Source organism: Achromobacter sp. 1L-A-4-B-C2 (assembly GCF_057291955.1).
Map to the genome: position 1 here is coordinate 1174188 of NZ_JBXAWP010000001.1, position 18026 is coordinate 1192213.

16 protein-coding genes are annotated in these 18026 nt (G+C 65.6%); 2 read left to right on the plus strand and 14 right to left on the minus strand.

Features of this window, described 5'->3' with window-relative positions; genetic code table 11:
• Window position 1 precedes the first annotated feature (1 nt).
• The 6 genes from AC0Z35_RS05390 to AC0Z35_RS05415 form a co-directional block, all read right to left on the minus strand.
• Complete coding sequence (locus AC0Z35_RS05390) at window positions 2-1249, minus strand: metal-dependent hydrolase family protein (protein WP_485131161.1); 1248 nt, start codon at window positions 1247-1249, stop codon at window positions 2-4.
• 25 nt (window positions 1250-1274) lie between these two features.
• Window positions 1275-2156, minus strand: a complete 882-nt coding sequence (locus AC0Z35_RS05395; RefSeq protein ID WP_104142744.1) for an ABC transporter permease — start codon at window positions 2154-2156, stop codon at window positions 1275-1277.
• An 8-nt stretch (window positions 2157-2164) separates the two neighbouring features.
• Complete coding sequence (locus AC0Z35_RS05400; protein WP_104142742.1) at window positions 2165-3211, minus strand: ABC transporter ATP-binding protein; 1047 nt, start codon at window positions 3209-3211, stop codon at window positions 2165-2167.
• 3 nt (window positions 3212-3214) lie between these two features.
• The gene (locus AC0Z35_RS05405) at window positions 3215-4078 is read right to left on the minus strand and encodes an ABC transporter permease (protein WP_046803215.1); all 864 of its coding nucleotides are present in this window, start codon (window positions 4076-4078) and stop codon (window positions 3215-3217) included.
• Between the two features lie 343 nt (window positions 4079-4421).
• Window positions 4422-5519 carry a M14 family metallopeptidase gene (locus AC0Z35_RS05410; RefSeq protein WP_082134355.1) on the minus strand — a complete coding sequence of 366 codons (1098 nt, stop codon included), beginning with the start codon at window positions 5517-5519 and terminating at the stop codon, window positions 4422-4424.
• On the minus strand, window positions 5516-6937 hold the full coding sequence (locus AC0Z35_RS05415; RefSeq protein ID WP_485131160.1) for an MFS transporter: 1422 nt from the start codon (window positions 6935-6937) through the stop codon (window positions 5516-5518). The genes AC0Z35_RS05410 and AC0Z35_RS05415 overlap by 4 nt, the downstream gene beginning before the upstream one ends.
• Before the next feature lie 252 nt (window positions 6938-7189).
• On the opposite strand from AC0Z35_RS05415, the gene AC0Z35_RS05420 reads away from it, so the two are divergent.
• Both AC0Z35_RS05420 and AC0Z35_RS05425 read left to right on the plus strand, forming a co-directional pair.
• Window positions 7190-8095 carry a LysR substrate-binding domain-containing protein gene (locus AC0Z35_RS05420; RefSeq protein ID WP_485131159.1) on the plus strand — a complete coding sequence of 302 codons (906 nt, stop codon included), beginning with the start codon at window positions 7190-7192 and terminating at the stop codon, window positions 8093-8095.
• A gap of 171 nt (window positions 8096-8266) precedes the next feature.
• Window positions 8267-8974 carry a FadR/GntR family transcriptional regulator gene (locus tag AC0Z35_RS05425; protein ID WP_046803211.1) on the plus strand — a complete coding sequence of 236 codons (708 nt, stop codon included), beginning with the start codon at window positions 8267-8269 and terminating at the stop codon, window positions 8972-8974.
• On the opposite strand, the gene AC0Z35_RS05430 is transcribed toward AC0Z35_RS05425, so the two are convergent.
• The 8 genes from AC0Z35_RS05430 to AC0Z35_RS05465 form a co-directional block, all read right to left on the minus strand.
• Window positions 8955-10304 carry an amino acid permease gene (locus tag AC0Z35_RS05430; RefSeq protein WP_370638791.1) on the minus strand — a complete coding sequence of 450 codons (1350 nt, stop codon included), beginning with the start codon at window positions 10302-10304 and terminating at the stop codon, window positions 8955-8957. The genes AC0Z35_RS05425 and AC0Z35_RS05430 overlap by 20 nt on opposite strands.
• Window positions 10305-10399: 95 nt before the next feature.
• Window positions 10400-11659, minus strand: coding sequence for a 3-oxo-tetronate kinase (gene otnK, locus AC0Z35_RS05435; RefSeq protein WP_485131158.1), 1260 nt, complete (start codon window positions 11657-11659; stop codon window positions 10400-10402).
• The gene (gene ltnD / locus AC0Z35_RS05440) at window positions 11656-12582 is read right to left on the minus strand and encodes an L-threonate dehydrogenase (RefSeq protein WP_255444167.1); all 927 of its coding nucleotides are present in this window, start codon (window positions 12580-12582) and stop codon (window positions 11656-11658) included. Before ltnD ends, otnK begins: the two co-directional genes overlap by 4 nt.
• 22 nt (window positions 12583-12604) lie before the next feature.
• Entirely contained in the window at window positions 12605-13579 is a 975-nt protein-coding gene (denD, locus tag AC0Z35_RS05445) for a D-erythronate dehydrogenase (protein WP_104142730.1), read from the minus strand.
• A gap of 99 nt (window positions 13580-13678) precedes the next feature.
• Window positions 13679-14464: a 2-oxo-tetronate isomerase gene (gene otnI / locus AC0Z35_RS05450; protein ID WP_485131157.1), complete on the minus strand. Its 786-nt coding sequence runs from the start codon at window positions 14462-14464 to the stop codon at window positions 13679-13681.
• Between the two features lie 46 nt (window positions 14465-14510).
• On the minus strand, window positions 14511-15848 hold the full coding sequence (locus AC0Z35_RS05455) for an MFS transporter (protein WP_104142727.1): 1338 nt from the start codon (window positions 15846-15848) through the stop codon (window positions 14511-14513).
• Between the two features lie 75 nt (window positions 15849-15923).
• Window positions 15924-16562, minus strand: a complete 639-nt coding sequence (gene otnC / locus AC0Z35_RS05460) for a 3-oxo-tetronate 4-phosphate decarboxylase (protein WP_219991319.1) — start codon at window positions 16560-16562, stop codon at window positions 15924-15926.
• Between the two features lie 214 nt (window positions 16563-16776).
• Window positions 16777-18006: an MFS transporter gene (locus tag AC0Z35_RS05465; protein WP_485131156.1), complete on the minus strand. Its 1230-nt coding sequence runs from the start codon at window positions 18004-18006 to the stop codon at window positions 16777-16779.
• Window positions 18007-18026 lie beyond the last annotated feature (20 nt).

An 18026-nucleotide genomic window follows, 5' to 3' on the forward strand; every position in this document is an offset into this window, starting at 1 on the left:
CTTACACCCCCAGTCCGTTGTGTTCGATTTCGCCGCCCTTCATGATGAGCGCGATGTGCTCGCCCTGCCCCAACAGGCAGGACAAGTCCCGATACGGGTTGCCGTCCACCAGCAGCACATCGGCCAGCGCGCCCGGCTGGATGCGGCCAAGCTGGCCCACCTGGTTCAACACTTCGGCTGCCGTGGTGGTGGCGCACTGAATCACTTCCTGGGTAGAAAGCACTTCGTTGCGGATACGGAATTCGTCGCTTTGCAGGCGTTGCGAGGGGCCCAGCAGATCCGAGCCATAGCCGATTTTCACGCCCGCCTTCTTGTAGATTTCCAGCGAGTGCAGGCCGGCGGTGCGCACGGTGGCAATCTTGGCAACCGAGTCCGCCGGCAGGCCATAGTCGGCGCCTTCGTTGGCCAGCGCTTCGTAGGTCACCAGCGTGGGCACCACGAAGGCGCCCTTCTCGGCCATGAAGCGCGCCACGCGCTCATCCACCAGGTTGCCGTGCTCGATGGTGCGCACGCCGTTGCGTACGGCGCGTTCGATCGCGTCGGCGGTGTAGGAGTGCGCCATCACATACGTCTGGCGGCTGGCGGCTTCGTCGACGATGACGCGGATTTCTTCTTCCGAATAACCGAAGGACGCAATGGGATCGGTGGGCGATGCGACGCCGCCCGAGGCCATCATCTTGATCTGGTCCGCGCCCATCTGGAGTTCCTGGCGCACGGCCTTGCGCACGTCGTCGATGCCGTCGGCCACACGGCCGATGTCCCCCGCCCGAAAGCAGCAGCCGCAAAAGCTCATGGGGCGCAGGTGGTCCGAACGCGGGCGCGGGTCGCCGTGGCCGCCCGTCTGGCTGATGGCGCGGCCCGAGATGAACAGGCGCGGCCCCTTGACCGTGCCTTCGTTGACGGCGCACTTCAGGCCCCAGCCCGCGCCGCCCGCATCGCGCACCGTGGTGAAGCCGCGGCGCAGCATCGCCGCCATGATGGGCACCGCGCGCATCATCACCAACGCATCGGGCAGCACGCCCTGCGTGCTCAGGTTCAACTGCGTGGCCAGCACGTGCACGTGCAGGTCGATCAGGCCGGGCATCAGCGTGCGGCCAGCCGCGTCGATCACCTGTGCCGAGGCGCTGGTGATGGGCTTGTCCGACACTTCCTTGATGACGCCGTCCTCGACCAGCACATGGTGGCCTTCCAGCAATACGGCCTGCAAGGGATCAAGCAGGTTCGCGTTCTTGAACAATACGGATGCCATGAAATTTCCTTGTTGTGATTCGGGCTCAAGACGCCATGGTCTTGATGTAGCGCCGATGGATCAGCCAGTTCGATATCAGTGCGATGACCAGCGTGCCGCAGACAAGGATGACGGCCAGCGCGGCGCCGAACGGCCAGTTCGAGGCGCGGGTGATCTGGTCGTACAGCGCGGGCGCCATCATCGTCAGGCCCGAGCCGCCCAGCAGCACCGGCGTGGCGTAGGCGTTCATGCAAAGAATAAAGACCAGCATCGTGCCCGCCGCCACGCCCGGCGCGGCAATCGGCAACACGATGCGGCGAAACGTCGTGAAGAAGTTGGCGCCGACATTGCGCGCCGCCTCTTCCACGGACAGGTCCATGCCTTCAAGCACGCTTTGCAATGTCAGGATCAGGTACGGCATGACCACGGCCGTGGTGCCGATGACCACCGCCGTGGGCGTGTACATCAGCGTGATGGGCTTGTCGATCACGCCCAGGCCCTGCAACACCGCGTTGACCACGCCGGCGTTGCCCAGCGCCACCATCCAGCCGGCCGCGCGCACCACGTTGCCCACCATCAGCGGGAACACCAGCAGAATCACAAACAGGCTTTTGTACCGGCTTTGCGTGCGCGCCAGAAAATACGCCACGGGAAAGCCCAGCACCAGGGCCAGCACCGTGCACAGTGCCGCCACCCACAAGGTGGTGAAGAAGATGTCGCGGTAGTAAGGGTCGCCAAAGAACTTGGCGTAGTTTTCGAAGGTGAAGGCGGTTTGCATCAGCTCCGCCGGATCGAAATGGTTGAAGCTGTAGCGGGCCAGTTGCAGGATGGGCACCAGGATGATCACCAGCACCACCAGCGATGCGGGAAAGGCCAGCCCGGGCCCCAGCCAGCGGCTGGGCCGCCCGTCTACGGTTGCGGTCGTCATGGCGGCTCCTATTGCGTGAAGGCCACGCAGTCTTCCGGCTCGAAGCACGCGTACACGCGCGAGCCGGTTGCCGGTTGCGCGCGCCCCGCGCCGCCATTGACGATCTGGCTGATCATGCGGTTGCCGCCTTCCAGCTGCACGCGCACTTCCAGCACCGACCCCAGGTACAGCGAAGATTCCACCACGCCCGCCAGCGCGTTGCCGCCCAGGGGCTGCTCGGCCAGGCGCACCCGCTCGGGCCGCACGCCCACATGCGTGGCGCCGGCGCCGTCCGGCGTGGCGATGCGCTGGCCTGCATCGGTATGGAACTGGTTGTCGGCCTGGCCGCGCCCCGTGAACACGTTCATCTTGCCCAGGAAGTCGGCCACGAAAAGATTCGCCGGACGCTCGTACAGCGTGGCGGGCGCGCCCACCTGCTGCACGATGCCGTCATGCATGATGGCCATGCGGTCGGCAATGGCCAGCGCCTCTTCCTGATCGTGCGTGACGAATACCGTGGTCAGGCCCAAGCGCTGCTGCAACGATCGAATTTCCTCGCGCACTTCCAGCCGCAGCTTGGCATCCAGGTTGGACAGCGGCTCGTCCAGCAGAAACACCTTGGGTTCGATAGCCAGCGCGCGGGCAATCGCCACGCGCTGCTGCTGTCCGCCCGACAATTGGCGCGGATAGCGGTCGCGCAATTCCGTCATGCGCACCATGTCCAGCACGCGGCGGATCTTGGTGTCGCGGTCGGCCTTGGGCACCTTGTGCATCTCCAGCCCGAAGGCCACATTTTCGGCCACCGTCATGTGGGGAAACAGCGCGTAGCGCTGGAACACCATGCCAGTATCGCGCTTGTGCACGGGCAAACGGGTGACGTCGGTATCGCCGATGCGGATGCGTCCGGCCGTCGGCGTAATGAAGCCGGCAATCATGCGCAGCGTGGTGGTTTTGCCGCAGCCGCTGGGCCCCAGGAACGTGACGAGTTCGCCTTCGGCGATCTCCAGGGAAAAGTCGGACACCGCCACCGCCGCGCCGAACTGCTTGCGGATATTCTCGATTGAGACCTTCGCCATTTCTTACACCACCTGACTGAGTTTCACATAGCGGTCGGTCACAAGCATGATGATGCCCAACAGCAGGATTTGCACCGAAGCCACCGAAGCGATGGTCGGGTCCAGATTGAATTCCAGGTACTGCATGATGGCGATCGGCAACGTGGTGCGCCCCGGGCCCACCAGCGATAGCGACAGCTCCAGGTTTTCAAACGACACCACGAAGCTGAACAGCGCCGCCGCCACGATGGACGGGCGCAGCATGGGCAGGGTCACGCGCATGAAGGCCTTGGGCGCGCTGGCGCCCAGGTTGCGCGCCGCTTCCTCGATGGAGCCATCCAGCCCCGCCATGCCGGCGGTGACCAGGCGCACCGTCCACGGAATCGTCAGGCAGACGTGCGCGATGACCAGGCCGCCGAAGGTGCCGATGATGTCCTGGTCCAGCATTTCCTCGGCGCGCAGATAGAACAGGTAGATGCCCACGCCCGCCACGATGCCGGGGATCAGCAGCGGCGACAGCAGCAAGGTGTTGATGCCCTTGCTGCCCTGGAAGCGGTAGCGCGCAATGCCGACCGCGGCCAGCACGCCCATCACCACGCCGATGGCGGCGGCCACCAGGGACACTTGCAGGCTGAACAGGAAGCCGTTGGCGAACGCGGGATTTTCCCATGCCTTGACGTACCAGGACAGCGTGTAGCCGGACGGGGGGAAGTAGAGAATGGCGTCCTTGAAAAAGCTCAGCCAGACCACCAGCACGATGGGGCAGAGCATGAACGCATACATCAGTACGACGAAAACTCGATGCAGCCACGTTGCCCAGGGGATCACGCGTATGGGCTTGACCCGGGCGGCCGTGACGGCCGAGTTCAAAGGAGGCGCGCTATGCAAATCCTGTTTCCTTGTCAGCGAGGTGCCGGCTCGGTTTAAAACTCCTCCGCATGGAACTCTTCGGTTCTCTCGGTTAACCGAAGCATATCGATGGGTTGCTGCGCCGTTCAACTAGGGATTACCCAACATTGCGCGCCCGACGCCGCATCGACGCGGGTAATTCCCGACGCGCGCGGCGCGAGCAGGTGCAACCCGTCTCGGTGTGAAAACAGGGGCAGGTGCAACCCGGGGTTTCCATGAGAATGACGGTGCCGAGGCCTCGGCACCGTCCGTCATGCGCTGGCGCAGCGGCGCACCGGCGCAGCGGCGCAGCGGCGCATCGGCGCACCGGCGTGTCAGCGCCTCAGCGCGCCGCCTCCAGCCCGCACAGCGCTTGCAGCACCGCCACGCGGCTTTGCCCCAGCACCATGCCGTGCCAGTCATAGGCGTGGCAATAGAACGCGTCCTGCGTGGCTTGCAGGATGTCGCGGCGCAGCGCGGCCGGGGCATCCGGGTTGGCGCGCAGCCAGTTGCGCCCGCGCAGCGCCAGCACGATGTCGTCAAAGGGCACCGTCCCGTATTCCAGCGCCATCAGCGTGGGCGACGACTGCGGGCAGGCCTGATAGATCAAGCTGGCCAGATGACCCGTGATGTCCACGGAAGCCGATGTCCCCTGAAACGGCACGGCAATGTCCAGGCCCCACCACTGCCGCGCCCGCGCCACTTCGGCGTCATCGCGGCGGCCGGCGTAGATTTTTTCGCCATGGCCGCGCGGCCCCAGGCCGGTGTGCACATCGATCCAACCAATATGTGCATAGGGGCTGGCATGCGTTTGCAGGATGCGGCGCAGGTTGGATAGCGAGGCCGCCGGCGCCGCGCCGCCGTAGAACAAGCCGTCGGGGTGCGTGTACTGGCCACGCGACACGGCTTGCGCAAAGGCGGCCTGCCCATGTTCCGCGACGTAACGCGCCAGATCGCGCTGGTTGTCGTCGGATGGCGGCCATTGCGTGGGCAGCAGCAGCGGATGCAGCGCGCCGTAGCCGGCGTTGACCGGCAGCGGCGCGCCGTCAAAGGGTTGCGCATTGCGATTCAAGTCGACGTTGCCTTCGTCGGTACGCGCCATCCACGAATACCCGTACGGGTTTACCGCGTGCACCAGCAGCAAGGCCACGCCCGCCTGGCGCGCCCGCTTGAGCATCGGCGCGTCGTCCATCAGCGAGAACTGGCAGCCCGCCCCGCAAAAGCCTTCGACGCCATGCGTGGCGGACGTCATGATCAACAGGCGCTTGGCGTCGGGCGCGCCGATCAGCGCAACGTCGGTGGCCAAGGCTTCGCCCTCGCTTCCCACCGCCTCGATCGGGTAGGACGCGACGGACGCGCCCAGGCGCTCGGCATCCGCCACAAAGCGCTCGCGCGATTCGGCGTAGCTGCGGGGAAAGTAGCTTGTACTGCTGGGCATCATGCCTCCTGAGTGTCGATTGCATGGCCGGTGCGGTCCTGAATCCAGAACAGCACCACGGTGGAAAGCGTGACGGTCACCATCAAATACCAGGCGGGCGCCATGGGGTTGCCGGTGACATGCAGCAGCCAGGTCACGAAGAACTGCGCAAAGCCACCAAATACCGAGATGCCCAGACCATACACGACGGACATGCCGGTGGTGCGCACGGCCTTGGGAAACAGCTCGGGCAGCATCGTGATGACGGGCGCGGTCTGCAAGGCCAGCAACACGGCCAGCAACGCAATCACCGTCATCAGCCGCGCCGTGCTGGGCGCGGACACCAGCCATTCAAAGCACGGCAGCAAGGCGCACACCGTGGCGGCGCGCGACCAGAAGATGACCTTCTTGCGCCCCACGCGATCCGCCAGCATGCCGACAAACGGCGCGATCAAAAAGCCGATGGCGCCCAGCACCACGCTGGCAAACAGCGTGGACGTGGCGGGCAGGCCCAGCTGCTTGTTGGCGTAGGCGGGCATGTAGAAGCCGATGATCTGCGCGCACACCATGCCGCCGATGACAAGCAGGATGCCCTTGACGACCAGCGCCTTGTGCTCGGTGAACACGCGGCGCAGCGGTTGATGGGACGGCGCGGTGGAGGCCGCGGGGGTGACGCGCGAGTCGGCCGCCCTGGCCGGGGAATGCGCGGCGGGGGTGGTATGCCCCGCCTGCACCGCCTGGCGGGCGTGATTCCCCGGAGACGATTCCGGCGTCTCCAGCGTTTCTTCCAGGTTGCGCCGGATGTAGGCACCCACCGGTACGGTCAGGATGCCGATGACGAACGGCACGCGCCAGCCCCACGCCTGCATCTGTTCGGGGCTAAGCGCGGCGGTCAAGAGCGCCACCGTCAGCGCGCCCAGCATCACGCCCAGCGACTGGCTGCCGAACTGCCAACTGGAATAAAAGCCGCGCTGGTTGGCCGGCGCGTGTTCCACCAGCAAGGTGGTGGACGCGCCCACCTCGCCACCGGCGGCAAAACCCTGGATCAGCCGCGCCAGCACCATCAGCACCGGCCCGGCCACGCCCATCTGCGCATAGGTGGGCGCGGCGGCGATCAGCGCGCAACCCAGCCCCATCAGCCACAGCGTCAGCGTCATGGCGGCGCGGCGGCCGTGGCGGTCGGCGTACGACCCGATCAGCATGCCGCCCACGGGCCGCATCAGGAAGCCCACGCCGAAGGTGGCGGTGGTCAACAGCAACTGGCCGTAGCCAGAGGCAGCCGGAAAGAACAGCGGCCCGATGACCAGCATCAGGAACGTGAAAACGGTGAAGTCGAAGAACTCCAGCGCGTTGCCGATGGTGGTGCCGGCAATGACGCGCCGACGCATCGTCGATGAATGCAGATGCTGCCGGCCGGAATCGGCGGCGATGGCGATAGACATGATTTCCCCTTGATGTCCGTTGCCGGGGCGATGGTCCGCGTCGCGCGGCGCGCGTCACGCACTGACCGCGCCGTGTTGGCCTGATGGCCGCCGGGCGTCATGTCCCGGTCGCTTTGCCTGCCCCGTCCGCGTGAATATACGGATGGCGGACGATAAGGAAAAGACAGTATTTTTGTTCCAGTGAAAGCTTTTTGTTATAGCCCCGCCCATCCCGGCCCCGTCACCACTCCTTCCCCCCGCAATCCCCACGCCATGAATCTTCGCCAATTGCGCGCCTTTGTCCTGATCGCCGAGCACGGCAGCATCCGCGCGGCGGCGCGCGCCCTGTTCGTGACGCAGCCCGCCGCCACCCGCAGCCTGCGCGAGCTCGAACAAAGCGTGGGCGCCGAACTGGTGCGCCGCAGCGCGCGCGGCGTTAAACTGACCCCGTACGGCGACGCGCTGTACAAGCGCGCCGTGGTGATCCTCCAAGAAGCGCGGCGCGCCCAGGAAGAGATCGGGCAGATGCGCGACGGCGAAGGCGGCAGTTTGAACCTGGCCATCAGTTCGGCCGCGCTGACGGTGCTGCCCGCCGCGCTGTCGGCCTTCCGGGCGCGCATGCCGCGCGTATCGGTGGCGTTCAATGAAGTGGCGCCGCCCTTCAGCCACGAACAACTGGAATCGGGCCGCTACGACTTTCTGGTGCAAACGGAATACGACGGCGACATCGACGACGGCTTTGCCCGCACGACACTGTTCACGCTGCCGCTGGCGGTGGGCGCGCGAGCCGGGCATCCGCTGCGCCACGCCCGCACCCTGGCCGATCTGCACGAGGCCCTGTGGCTGCTACCCGGCAACATCCAGGCGCCGGCCAACCTGCTGCGGCTGGCTTTCGCAACGCAACAACTGCCTGCGCCGCGCGATGTGATTCCGTGCCAGTCCATCGCGGTGGCCCTGGCCATCATCGCGGACAGCGACGCGCTGGGCATCTTCGTGCGCAATCTGTTCGACCACCGGCTGCTGCCGCGCGACGTGCGCATGGTGCCGCTGTTGCACGAACTGCCAGCCGCGCGGGTGTCGATCCTGACGCGCGCCGACTCGCCGCCCACGCCCGCCGCGCGCTGCTTCATCGACTGCCTGCACGAGGCCCACGCCCAGCACCGCCCACCCCGCCGATAGCGTCGGTAGCGCCGGTCTACCGGTTATGATTGCCGCCGGGCCTCGCCACGCGCTGCTGTCAACGTCAACATCAACGTCAGCGTCAGCGTCAACACGCGACAGACGTCCAGCATCGCCATCCGCGACCGGCGTCGTTGCCCCGCACCCGCCTTACTCCTGCCCTTGATACCCATGGTGTTCCCCCGCCTTCCTTCCCAGCCCACGCTGACCGACACGGTCACCAAGCGCCTGCTCGCCGAAATCGACGAAGGCCGCGTGCCGCCGGGCGAAAAACTGCCTACCGAAGCGGCGTTGGCCGAGCAGTTCGGCGTCAGTCGCACCGTCATCCGCGAAGCCGTGTCGCGCCTGCGGCAGGACGGTATTGTTGAAGCGCGGCAAGGCAGCGGCGTCTTCGTTACCGGCCTGACGGGTAATCGGGCGCTGCGGATCGATGCGACGGAACTCACCTCACTGGACGCGGTGCTGCACATCGTGGATCTGCGGCGCGCGCTGGAAACCGAAATCGCGGCGCAGGCCGCAGCCATGCGCAAGAAGCGCGACATGGCGGATATCGACAACGCGCTGGCCGCCATTTCGCAGGCGGTGGCGGACGGCGGCGACGGCGTCAAGGAAGACGTGGCTTTTCATCGCAGCATCGCGCGCGCCACGGGCAACCCGTATTTTCTGACCACGCTGGCCTTTGTCAGCCAGTTTCTGGAAGCCGCCACGCGCGTCACGCGCGGCAACGAAGCACGCCACGCCGACCTGATGCGCGACGTGCTGCAAGAGCACGTCGCCATCGTCGAGGCCATCCGCCGGCAAGACGTGGAAGGCGCGCGCGAAGCCGCGCGCATCCACATGGTCAACGCGGCCAAGCGCCTTAGCCGGGCGCACCGCTGACCTGCAAGCGGCGCCCGCCGGTGCCGATGCCAAAGCGCTGCGCCACCAGCCCCATCGCAACAATCGCGCCCGCCAGCAACGACGTATAGGCCACTTCGTTGCGGTATGTGCCTTCGACCACCATGGTGATCAACGCGGCGATGATGCACACGATGACGGCATAGGTCAGCCACGGAAACAGCCACATCTTGAACGTCAGTTCCACGCCTTGCGCCTGCAAGCGATAGCGCATGCGCAGCTGCGACAGCGCAATCGCCAGGTACACGAACAGCGCGATGGTGCCGGTGGCCTGCATCAGCACGTCGTACAGATCCATCTTGGATGTCGCCATCATCCAGATCGCCACGAAGGCGAACACGCTGGACACCAGTACGCCGACATAAGGCGTGCCGGTGCGCCGGCCGGTCACCTGCATGATGCGGTGCGCATCACCGCGACGCGACAGCGAATACAGCATGCGCGACGCGGTATACAAGGCCGAATTGAAGCAGCTGCACACCGAGGTCAACACGATGAAGTTGACGATGGCCTGCGCATGCGGCACGCCCAGCCGGCTCAGCGCCACGTTGTAGCTGCCGTGCGTGGGCTGCGACAGCAGCGGGTCGTTGTACGGCACCAGGCACACGATGATGAAGATCGAGCCGACATAGAACAGGCAGATCCGCCACACCACCGAGCGCGTGGTCTTGATGATCTCGCGCGCGGGGTCGGCGGATTCGGCGGCGGCCACCGTCACGATTTCCGCGCCGATGAACGCGAACATCACACCCAGCATGGCCACCACCACCGACTTGATGCCATTGGGCATGAAACCCTGCGCCGTCAGTTGCGACACGCCGCGCGCCTCGCCCCAGGGCCACAGGTGCACCACCGCCAGGCTGCCGATCACCAGGAACGCAACGATGGCAATCACCTTGATCAGCGCGAACCAGAACTCGAATTCACCGTAGTTCCGCACGTTCATGAAGTTGACGATGATGAGCGACACCGTGATGAAAAGCGCGTAGCCCCAATCCGGCACCTGCGGAAACCAGCCATGCAGGATCTGCCCAGCGACGTAAGCTTCCCAGCCCATCAGGAACGCCCAGAAATACCAATACAACCAGCCGATGGTGAACCCCGCCCAGCGCCCGATGGCGCGGTCGGCGTAGGTGGAAAACGAACCCGTGTCCGGCTGCGCCACGGCCATTTCCCCCAGCATGCGCATCGCCAGGATGACCAGGATGCCGCCGCCCAGGTACGCCAGGATGACGGCGGGGCCGGCCAGCGCGATCTGCTTGCCCGAGCCGACGAACAGCGCCGCCCCGATGACCCCGGCGATGGACATCATCGTCAGGTGCCGTGATTTCAAGCCGCCTTTCAGCGCGTTGTTCTGTTTGCTGGCCACTGCCTGCCCTCCTGCTTGTGTGTATGGCTGAATCGGCGTCAGCGAAACGCCTTGATGAAGAAGTCGCGCGATCCAAAGTTGCCTGACTTCAGCGCGATGCTGACGTCTTCATTCGCCACGGGCGAATGACCGGCGCACCACGGCACGCCCGGGTCGATCTGCGTGCCGATGGTGATCTGCGCAAGCCCCAGCGCCTGCACCACGGCGCCCGAGGTTTCACCGCCCGCGACGATCAGTTGGCGCACGCCGCGCTCCACCAGGCCAACCGCGATGCGCGCAATGGCCGTCTCGACCATCTCGCCCGCGCGCGCCACGCCCAGCGCGCCTTGCGCGGCTTTCACCGCATCCGGTTGCGCGGTGGAATAGACCAGCACCGGGCCGTCCTGCATGCGCGGGGCGGCCCATGCCAGCACCTGCTCCACCACGTCTTCGCCCGATGCCAGCTTCATTGGGTCCAACGCCATCGCGGGCCGCCCGCTTTCAATGAACGCAGCTACCTGCGCATTGGTGGCGGTAGAGCAGCTGCCCGCCACCACGGCCTGCAAGCCGGGCGCGCGCACGTCAACGGCCACGGTGCCGGGCGCCAGGCCCCAGTTTCCGGGCAGGCCGATGGCCACGCCAGAGCCCGCCGTCACCAGCGGCATGTCACGCAGCGCGGGCCCCAGGGTCAGCAGGTCGTCGTTGGACACGGCATCCACGATGGCGATCTCAACGCCCTCTTGCTGCAAGGCCTGGATGCGCGCGCGGATGGCATCCGCGCCCGCCGCCACCACGCTGTAATCGATCAGCCCGACCTTGCGCGAGGTTTGCGCCTGCAACACGCGCGCGAGGTTGGGGTCGGTCATCGGCGTCAGCGGATGATGCTGCATGCCCGATTCGTTCAGCAGCACGTCGCCCGCGAACAGATAGCCCTTGAAGACGGTGCGCTTGTTGTCGGGAAACGCGGGCGTGGCGATGGTGAACGGCGTGCCCAGCTGCGTCATCAGCGCGTCCGTGACCGGGCCGATGTTGCCCTGCGGCGTGCTGTCGAACGTAGAGCAGTACTTGAAATAGATCTGCTGGGCGCCCTGCTGCTGCAACCAGCGCAGCGCGGCCAGCGATTGCGCCACGGCCTCATCAGCCGGCAGCGTGCGGGTTTTCAACGCCACGACCACGGCGTCCGCATCGGCGCGTAACGGCTCACCCGGCACGCCGATGGTCTGCACGGTGCGCATGCCGGCGCGCACCAGGTTGTTGGCCAGGTCGGTGGCGCCCGTGAAGTCGTCGGCAATGCAGCCAAGCTTGATGTTGATGCTCATGTTGCCTCCGGCAAAGTGATGCCCGGAAAAATCTTGATGACGGCGCTGTCGTCCTCGCGGCCATGCCCGGCGGTGGACGCCTGCATGAACATCTGATGCGCGGTGGAAGCCAGCGGCAGCGGAAACTTGCTGTGCCGCGCGGTGTCCAGCACCAGGCCCAGGTCCTTCACGAAGATGTCCACGGCCGACAAAGGCGTGTAGTCGCCGGCCAGTACATGCGGCATGCGGTTCTCGAACATCCAGCTGTTGCCCGCGCTATGCGTGATGACCTCGTACAGCGCATCGGCGTCCACGCCTTCGCGCAGACCCAGCGCCATCGCTTCGGCCGCCGCCGCGATGTGCACGCCGGCCAGCAACTGGTTGATGATCTTGACCTTGCTGCCCGCGCCCGCGCGGTCGCCCAGCCGATAGACCTTGCCGGCCATGGATTCCAGCACCGCGCCGCAGGCGTCGTAGGCGGCGTTGGCGCCTGCCGTCATCATCGTCATCTGGCCGGCGGCGGCCTTGGCGGCGCCACCGGAAATCGGCGCGTCCAGGTACAGGACGCCCTGCTCGGCCAGGCGCGCTTCCAGCGCGATGGACCAGTTGGGGTCCACGGTGGAACACATCACGAACACGGCGCCGGGCCGCAAGGCGGTGGCGATGCCACCGTCGCCATACAGCACCGATTCGGTTTGCGCGGCGTTGACCACCACGCTGATGATGATGTCGCAGGCGGCTGCCATGTCGGCCAACGTGGCGCAGGCCACGCCGCCATCAGCGGCAAAGGCTGCGGCCGCTTCGGAACGGATGTCGTACACGTGCACATCGTGGCCGGCGCGGCGCAGGCTTTGGGCGATGCCCGCGCCCATGGCGCCCAGGCCGATGACGCCGACGCGGCGGGGAGTGGATTGCGGAAGGCTCATGGCGGGTTCGTCCGGAATGTCGTAAGAATGGCGCCGCGTATCAACGCGGCAAGTCGTCGGCCACGTAGGCGCGGACGATGTCGGCAAAGCTGTTGTCGCCCTTCAAGCCCAGGCGGCTGGCGCGCGTGGTGTCCCAGCGGCCGGGCCAGCTGCCCACGATGCGTTCAACGCGTTCGTCCGGGCGCCACGTGATGCGGTCGGCGACGTCATCGCCCGCGACCTCGCGCAGCGCTTGTTCCATGTCGGCCACCGTGACGGACACGCCCGGCAGGTTGATGGGCGCGCGGTCGGACACGGCGTCAGCCGAAAGCTCGCATCCGGCGATCAAGGCCTGGATGGCGGCACGCGGCGACAACAGCCACAGGCGTGTGTCGGCGCCCACGGGGCAGACGGCGGTTTCGCCGTTAAGTGGTTCGCGGATGATGCCGCTGGCAAAGGACGATGCCGCGGCGTTGGGGCGGCCCGGGCGCACGCTGATGGTGGGCAGGCGCAGCACGCGCCCGTCAACAAAACCGCGCCGCGTGTAGTCGGCCAGCAGCAGTTCGGCAATGGCCTTTTGCGTGCCGTAGGACGACTGCGGGTTCAACGCGGTGTCGTCGCGCACGGTGTCGGGCAAGTCGCCGCCGTACACGGCTACCGAACTGGTGAAGATGACGCGCGGCTGGTGACCCAGCGCGCGGCACACTTCCAGCAAGGCGCGCGAGGCGTCCAGGTTGATGCGCATTCCCAAGTCGAAATCGGCCTCGGCCTGCCCGCTGACGATGGCCGCCAGATGGAAGACGGCGCGCGTGTCGGTGTCGATGGCCTGGCGCAGCACGGCCGGGTCGGCAATGTCGCCGACTTGCGAGTGCACGCGCGGGTCAGTGAACGCATCGGTCTTGACGACGTCCAGCAGGTCGATGCGGGTAATGGCTTGCGGGCCGTTGGCGTCCAGCGTCAGCGTGCCCTGCTCCAGCAGTTTGCGAGCCAGCCGCTGGCCCAGGAATCCGGCGCCGCCGGTGATCAGGATTTTCATGATGCGATCTCGGTGATGTGCAATTCGGTGATGTGCAATTCGTTGATGTGCAATTCGGTGCTAAGCAACGTGATGTTGATCAACGCAGCCTTGTACGACTCAGCGCCGGGCAAGATAGGGTTGCGCCCAGCCCAGGCCCGCGCGTGTGCCGGCCTTGGGGCGGTATTCGCAGCCGATCCAGCCCGTGTAGCCCAGCGCGTCGATGCGATCGAACAGGTAGGGATAGTTCAGTTCGCCCACGTCGGGCTCGTGGCGGTCAGGCACGCCGGCAATCTGGATGTGGCCGATGCCGGCCATGTCGCGTTCCAGCTTCTTGGCGATGTCGCCTTCGACGATCTGGCAGTGATAGCAATCGAATTGCACTTTCAGGTTGTCGGCGCAGACTTCCTTGCAGATGGCTTGGGCGTCATCTTGCCGGTTCAGGAAGAAGCCAGGGATGTCGCGCGTGTTGATGGGTTCGATCACGACCGTGATGCCGGCCGTTGCCGCAATGCGCGCGGCGTGGGCCAGGTTCTTCACGTACACCTCGCGATGCGCCGCGCGGTCCTGCTCCGGTCGAATCAGCCCGGCCATGACGTGCAGGCTGCGGTTGCCCAGTTGCGCCGCATATTCCAGCGCCTGGTCCAGACCGCGCAGGAATTCATCTTCGCGCCCCGGCAAGGATGCAATGCCGCGCTCGCCCGCAGCCCAGTCGCCCGGCGGCGCGTTGAACAAGGCCTGCGTCAAGCCGTAATCGCGCAACCGCGCCTGGATATCGGCGGCGGCGTAGTCGTAGGGAAACAGAAACTCCACCCCTTGAAAACCATCGCTTGCGGCGGCCGCAAAGCGATCCAGGAACGGATGCTCGGTGTACATCATGGTCAGGTTGGCGGCCAGGCGCGGCATGGCGAGTCCTTTGTTCAATAACGTTTATCTACGCGGCAATAACGCCTTAGCGGTTGACCAGCTTGGCGGGCGTGAACCACACCGCGATGGCGCCGATGACCAGCACGGCAGCCAGCACGTACATGCCGGACGCCGTGGAGTTCGTCAGGTCTTTCAGGTAGCCGATCATGTAGGGGCTGGCGAACCCGGCCAGGTTGCCCACGGAGTTGACGATGGCAATGCCCGCCGCCGCCGCGGTGCCCGACAGGAAGGCAGTGGGCAACGACCAGAACAACGGCGCGCAGGTCAGCACGCCGGCGGCGGCCAACGACAGGCAGATCAGCGACACCACGGTGTTGTCGGCAAAGGATGCGGCGGCGGTAAAGCCGATGGCGCCCGCCAGCGCCGGCACGATCAAGTGCCAGCGGCGTTCGCGACGCTTGTCCGCCGAATGGCCCAGCAGGTTCATCACGATGATGGCGCAGATAAACGGAATGGCCGACAGCAGGCCGATGTTCAGTGCCCCGGTCACGCCAGTGGACTTGATCAGCGTGGGCATCCAGAACGTCAGGCCGTATTGCCCCGCGACGAAGGCGAAATAGATCAGGCACATCCACCACACGCGCTTGTCGCCGAACACCGCGCGCAGCGAGTGCTTTTGCGTGCCGGTCTGCTTCTGGTCCTGTTCGATCTCGCGCGTCAGCAGCTGCTTTTCGTCTGGCGTCAGCCACTTGGCGCTGGCGATGCCGTTGTCCAGGTACATGATGGTGACCACGCCGATCAGCAGCGCGGGAATGGCTTCAATCAGGAACATCCACTGCCAGCCCTGCAAGCCGTGCGTGCCGTGAAAGGCTTCCATGATCCAGCCCGACAGCGGGTTGCCGAAGATGCCGGCCACGGGGATGGCGGACATGAACAGCGCGATGATCTTGGCGCGGCGATGCGCCGGGTACCAGTAGGTCAGGTACAGGATCACGCCGGGGTAGAAGCCCGCTTCGGCCAGGCCCAGCAGGAAGCGCAGGATGTAGAAGCCCGTGGGCGTTTCCACAAACATGAACATGCCGGACAGGATGCCCCACGTGATCATGATGCGCGCGATCCAGATGCGCGCGCCCAGGCGATGCATCAGCAGGTTGCTGGGCACTTCAAACAGGAAGTAGCCAATGAAGAAAACGCCCGCGCCCAGCCCGAACACGGTTTCGCTAAAGCCCAGGTCTTGCGACATCTGCAACTTTGCAAAGCCGACGTTGACGCGGTCCAGGTAGGCAATGACATAACACAGCATCAGGAACGGCACGAGCCGCCAGAACACCTTGGCGTAGGCGCGCGCGGTTTCGCGGGATTCAGGTTGGGATGCCGAAGCGGCAGCGGGGTTGGCGCCTGACGCCAGATCCATCGGGGGCATGAAAAGTCTCCAGGAGAATGCGCCGCACCGGTCCGCACCAAGGCGGCCAGGCGACTTTATTTGCGGTTGATGGGCTTAGATGCGCGCGCCGAACGCTGTGCGCAATTCTTCGATGGCGTCGGCAGACAAGGGCGTGGGACGCGGCTGGCTCATCAGCCACAGGCGCGCGGTTTCTTCCAGCTCTTCCAGCGCATACGAGGCATGCGCCACCGAGCGTTCCCACACCACCGGCCCCAGCCGTTCGAACAGCGCGCCGCGCACCTGGCCGGCCACGGCTTCGACCTCGGCCGCGGCTTGCGGGTCGCCGGGGCGGCGATACGCGATCAGCGGAATGCGGCCCACCTTCATCACTTGGTAGGGCGTGATAGGCGGCAGCACTTCGTCGGTTTTCCAAACCCCGGCCAGCGTCAGCGCGACCAGATGCGTGGAATGCGTGTGGATGATGCCGCGCGATTCGGGGCTGGCGCGATAGATGCCCTGGTGCAGCACCAGCGTCTTGGACGGCTTGGCGCCCGACACCCAGTTGCCGTCCAGGTCGACCTTGGCCAGTTCGGCGGGGTCCAGCCGGCCCAGGCAGGCGTCGGTGGGCGTGATCAACCAACCGTCGTCCAGCCGCGCGCTGATGTTGCCGGCGGCGCCGACCGTGTAGCCGCGCTGGTAAAGGCTGGCCCCGACGACGCAGATTTCTTCGCGGATGCGGGCTTCGTCAGTCATGAAAAACCCCTGGAAAGCAGGGGCGGACAGGCGCTGGAACGCAATGGGAAGGTGATGGCCAGGACGGCATGATGACTTGTCTCATGAATATAAGTTATCGGGTCATCATACAAATTTGGGATCGCAAACCCTACCGGGTAAACCCTAGGCGAAAGAAAAAAGGCCCGGACGATGCCCGGGCCTTGTCGGCGTTTTGAGTGTTGCCGGGTAGTGCTTATTCCAGCACGCGACCCTTGGTTTCCGGCAGCAGCAGCGCCGTCACGATCACCACCGCATAAGCGCCGGTGGCGAAGGCGCCAATGGCCCAACCCAGCCCGTGCGTCTGGCTGAGAAAACCAACCAGGCTGGGAAACAAGGCGCCGATGCCGCGCCCGAAGTTGTACGCAAACCCCTGTCCCGATGCGCGCACGCCGGACGGGAACAGTTCGGTCAGGTAGGCGCCGATACCGCTGAAAATGCCCGATGCGGCAAAGCCCAGCGGAAAGCCCAGGAACAGCATCTGGTGATCGGTCAACGGCAACCGCGTGTAGGCGTAGACGCTGATGGTGGACAGCACCGAGAAAATCAGCAGATTGGCGCGTCGGCCCAGCCGGTCGGCCAGATAGGCGCCGGCGATGTAGCCGCAGAACGACCCCAGGATGATGACCATGAGGTAGCCGCCCGTGTTCAGCACCGACAATTGCCGCTCGACTTTCAGGTAGGTGGGCAACCACGTCGTAATGGCGTAATAGCCGCCCTGCACGCCGGTGCACAGGATGGCGGTGATGACGGTGGTCTTGATCAGCGCCGGCGAGAAAATCGTCCAGAACGAGGCGCGCTCCTGGCCGGCTTGCACCTTGGCCTGCGCGCGCTGGAACACCTCGGGTTCGGGCACGTTCTTGCGGATGTACAGCACCAGCAGCGCAGGCAGGACGCCGATCCAGAACAGGCTGCGCCACGCCCATTCCGAGGGCAGCACCGAGAACGCAAGCGTGTACAGGATTGCTGCCGCGCCCCAGCCCACCGCCCAGCCGCTTTGCACCGTGCCCACGGCCTTGCCGCGATGTTCGGCGCGCACGATTTCGCCCATCAGCACCGAGCCCACGGCCCATTCACCGCCAAAGCCCAGGCCCTGCAACGCGCGCAGCACGAACAACTGCTCGAAGTTCTGCGCGAAGCCGATGGCCACCGTGCAGGCCGAAAACCACAGGATCGTGTATTGCAGCACGCGCACGCGGCCGTAGCGGTCGGCCAGGATGCCGGCCAGCCAGCCGCCGATGGCGGAGAACAGCAGCGTCACGGTGCCCAACATGCCCGCCTGGCCCTTGTCGATGCCCCACAGGGTCATCAAGGTGGCGATCACAAACGTGAACACCATGAAGTCCAGCGCGTCGATGGCCCACCCGCCGAACGCGGCGATGAAGGTGCGGCGTTCGGTCTTGTTCAGCTCTCTATACCATTGCATGGCTTGTCTCTTGTGTTGTT

Bases quoted from the DNA above. Each gene is read 5' to 3' on its own strand.
- AC0Z35_RS05425 (WP_046803211.1), top strand. From the start codon at position 8,267: ATGGTGTTCCCCCGCCTTCCTTCCCAGCCCACGCTGACCGACACGGTC.
- AC0Z35_RS05415 (WP_485131160.1), bottom strand. From the start codon at position 6,937: ATGTCTATCGCCATCGCCGCCGATTCCGGCCGGCAGCATCTGCATTCA.
- AC0Z35_RS05400 (WP_104142742.1), bottom strand. From the start codon at position 3,211: ATGGCGAAGGTCTCAATCGAGAATATCCGCAAGCAGTTCGGCGCGGCG.
- AC0Z35_RS05410 (WP_082134355.1), bottom strand. From the start codon at position 5,519: ATGATGCCCAGCAGTACAAGCTACTTTCCCCGCAGCTACGCCGAATCG.
- AC0Z35_RS05390 (WP_485131161.1), bottom strand. From the start codon at position 1,249: ATGGCATCCGTATTGTTCAAGAACGCGAACCTGCTTGATCCCTTGCAG.
- AC0Z35_RS05455 (WP_104142727.1), bottom strand. From the start codon at position 15,848: ATGCCCCCGATGGATCTGGCGTCAGGCGCCAACCCCGCTGCCGCTTCG.
- AC0Z35_RS05430 (WP_370638791.1), bottom strand. From the start codon at position 10,304: ATGATGTCCATCGCCGGGGTCATCGGGGCGGCGCTGTTCGTCGGCTCG.
- AC0Z35_RS05395 (WP_104142744.1), bottom strand. From the start codon at position 2,156: ATGACGACCGCAACCGTAGACGGGCGGCCCAGCCGCTGGCTGGGGCCC.
- otnC (WP_219991319.1), bottom strand. From the start codon at position 16,562: ATGACTGACGAAGCCCGCATCCGCGAAGAAATCTGCGTCGTCGGGGCC.
- AC0Z35_RS05465 (WP_485131156.1), bottom strand. From the start codon at position 18,006: ATGCAATGGTATAGAGAGCTGAACAAGACCGAACGCCGCACCTTCATC.
- otnK (WP_485131158.1), bottom strand. From the start codon at position 11,659: ATGAGCATCAACATCAAGCTTGGCTGCATTGCCGACGACTTCACGGGC.
- AC0Z35_RS05420 (WP_485131159.1), top strand. From the start codon at position 7,190: ATGAATCTTCGCCAATTGCGCGCCTTTGTCCTGATCGCCGAGCACGGC.
- denD (WP_104142730.1), bottom strand. From the start codon at position 13,579: ATGAAAATCCTGATCACCGGCGGCGCCGGATTCCTGGGCCAGCGGCTG.
- otnI (WP_485131157.1), bottom strand. From the start codon at position 14,464: ATGCCGCGCCTGGCCGCCAACCTGACCATGATGTACACCGAGCATCCG.